A 2,519-nucleotide genomic window follows, 5' to 3' on the forward strand; every position below is an offset into this window, starting at 1 on the left:
GGTGCGCAACTATCCCGAGCCGGAGGTGGCGCCACTCCCCGGGCAGCTGCGCGCGGGTGCCCACTCCGACTACGGCAGTCTCACGATCCTGGCCACCGAGGATCGCCCCGGCGGGCTGCAGGTGTGCAACGCGGCCGGCGAATGGGTCGACGTCCCGATCGTCGGCGGCGCTTTCATCATCAACATCGGCGACCTGCTGGCCCGCTGGACCAACGACAGGTGGGTCTCCACACTGCACCGCGTCGTCAACCCCGACGTCGACCACGTCGCGGGGAGCAGGCGGCAGTCGCTGATCTTCTTTCACAACCCGAACTACGACGCGGAGATCCGCTGCATCCCGACCTGTCTCGAGCCTGGAGCCGAACCGCGCTACGAGCCGATCACGTCCGGGGCGCATCTGCGCCGGCTGTTCGTCACGACCCAGAACGTCACCTGAGCCGCATCCACACCGACAGAAGGGATTCCGCTGTGACTCTCCTATCCGTCCCCGTCATCGACATCGCGCCGTTCCGGTCCGGCACTCCGACCGAGCGTGCCGCCGTCGCCGCGGAGGTCGCCCAAGCGTGCACGGACATCGGCTTCCTGGTGATCTCCGGGCACGGCGTCCCCGAGGACCTGGTCGAGGAGATGTACCGCACGAGCACGACATTCTTCGAGTCGCCGCTGGAGACCAAGCTCGCCGTTGCCCGCCCGGAAGCCGGCCAGATCCGCGGCTACAGCGGCGTGGAGCAGGAAGGGCTCGGGCTGTTGGAGGACGAGCCGGTGCCAGCTGATCTCAAGGAGTCGTTCGACATCGGCCCGCTCGACGTCCCCACCGGGGACCCGTACTACACCTGCGATGCCGCCGGTGCGCATTTCGCGCCGAACCTGTGGCCCTCCGAGCACCCGGACTTCGAGCAGATCTACCGCCGCTACTACCGGGCCATGGAGGGGCTGACCCTGGAGATGTTCCAGATCTTCGCGACCGCTCTGGACCTGCCGCCGGACTTCTTCGTCGACAAGGTCGACCGCCACATCAGCCTGCTGCGCTCGAACCACTACCCGACCCAGCCGAACGAGCCCAAGCCGAACCAGCTGCGCGGCGGAGCCCACAGCGACTACACCGCGATGACCATCCTCTGGCAGGAGGACGTGCCCGGCGGAGGGCTCCAGGTGCAGAACAAGGCAGGCAATTGGGTCGACGTCCCCGCCGTGGCAGGCACATTCGTAGTCAACCTCGGTGACTCGCTGGAGCGCTGGACCAACGACAAATGGGTCTCCACCATGCACCGCGTAGTGAACCCGCCCCGCGAGGTGGCCGCGACCCAGACCCGGGTTTCGATCCCCTACTTCGTCCAGCCCAACTACGACGCCGTCATCGAGTGCATCGAGAGCTGCGTCGACGCCGAACACCCCGCCAAGTACGGACCCGTCCGCAACGGCGAGTACCTCTACCTGAAGTTCACCCAGCAGAACACCCTGGCGAGCGTCGACTGATGCGCCCCGCGACCCTCACCTACGTCAACCTGTTCGTCCGAGACCTCGGCACCCTCCCGGACTTCTACGCGCGGTTATTCGGATTCACCGAGATACCGGAGATGCGCAACCCCGTGTTCCGCGGCTTCGACACCGGGGCCAGCTCCATCGGATTCATGGCACCGGAGGTCTACGGAGTGCTCGAACTACAGGAGCACCGGGCCGACTCCGGAGTCCGCGGGCTGCTCAACATCGACGTCACCGACACCGCCGAGGTCAACCGGCTCAGCGACGTCGCCGTCGAGATGGGAGCCGAACTGGTCAAGAAGCCCGCCACAACCAGCTACGGCTGGTACCAGTCTGTTCTGCTGGATCCGGAACGCAACGTGTTCCGGATCAACACCGTTCTCGCACCCTGATCGGACGCGCGTCCCAGGCGATGGCTGGAGCCGACGCTCTTCGGTTCGGCGTCAGGACGTCTCGACGAGGGCCGCGAGTCGATCGAGCGAGATCTGAAGCTTGGCGGATGTGGTCGCGCGGGCACGTTCGTAGCGCTTCTCGTCGGTCAGCTGGCTCTGAATACCGCACCGATGCCACGGATGCGCTGCCCTACGGCGGCCACAGCCAAGTTGTCACTGCCGTCCCAGCGTGGTTGTTGCGCCGGGTCAGCGATGAGTTCGAAGATCGTCTCTGGCGCCGCCGCGATCTCGCGGCTCGCACTGCACACCCTCGTCGCCTCGCCCGGGCCTCTCACGCTTTCATCGAAGCACCCGGCACGGACGAGTGCACGACCGGCGCCGCCGCGCCCGCCCGGGTACGGCTCGGGGCGGGCGTGGCGGTCCGGACCTCGGCGTCAGGCGGCGTTCGCCGCCTCGACCAGTTGTCTGACGATGTCCGCGAGCGCCTTGTGCAGGTCCGGGTCTGCCAGCCGGCCGTCATCGGCGAAGGCGTCGTGGGCTTGACCGACCGGCAGCTCGGCATCGACTACCGTGGCGCCGATTGTGCTGAGTACCTTGCGCAGTTCGGCCTGCGCCCACACCGCGCCGAACAGCCCGGTCGATGCG

At 67.2% G+C, this 2,519-nt stretch carries 4 protein-coding genes and 1 pseudogene; 3 read left to right on the top strand and 2 right to left on the bottom strand.

Features of this window, described 5'->3' with window-relative positions:
- The 3 genes from VGH85_03410 to VGH85_03420 all read left to right on the top strand — a co-directional run.
- Positions 1-436, top strand: a 436-nt coding sequence (locus VGH85_03410; GenBank protein HEY2172840.1) for a 2OG-Fe(II) oxygenase family protein, incomplete at its 5' end; no start/stop codon positions are given.
- 32 nt (positions 437-468) lie between these two features.
- Positions 469-1,476 carry a 2-oxoglutarate and iron-dependent oxygenase domain-containing protein gene (locus VGH85_03415; protein ID HEY2172841.1) on the top strand — a complete coding sequence of 336 codons (1,008 nt, stop codon included), beginning with the start codon at positions 469-471 and terminating at the stop codon, positions 1,474-1,476.
- Entirely contained in the window at positions 1,476-1,874 is a 399-nt protein-coding gene (locus VGH85_03420) for a VOC family protein (GenBank protein HEY2172842.1), read from the top strand. Before VGH85_03415 ends, VGH85_03420 begins: the two co-directional genes overlap by 1 nt.
- A gap of 51 nt (positions 1,875-1,925) precedes the next feature.
- Here VGH85_03420 and VGH85_03425 read toward each other — a convergent pair.
- Together VGH85_03425 and VGH85_03430 are read right to left on the bottom strand one after the other, a co-directional pair.
- A pseudogene (locus tag VGH85_03425) lies at positions 1,926-2,182 on the bottom strand (hypothetical protein).
- Between the two features lie 126 nt (positions 2,183-2,308).
- The coding region (locus VGH85_03430) for a hypothetical protein (GenBank protein ID HEY2172843.1) at positions 2,309-2,519 on the bottom strand (211 nt) is incomplete at its 5' end.

The organism is Mycobacteriales bacterium (genome assembly GCA_036497565.1).
Lineage (GTDB): Bacteria > Actinomycetota > Actinomycetes > Mycobacteriales > QHCD01 > DASXJE01.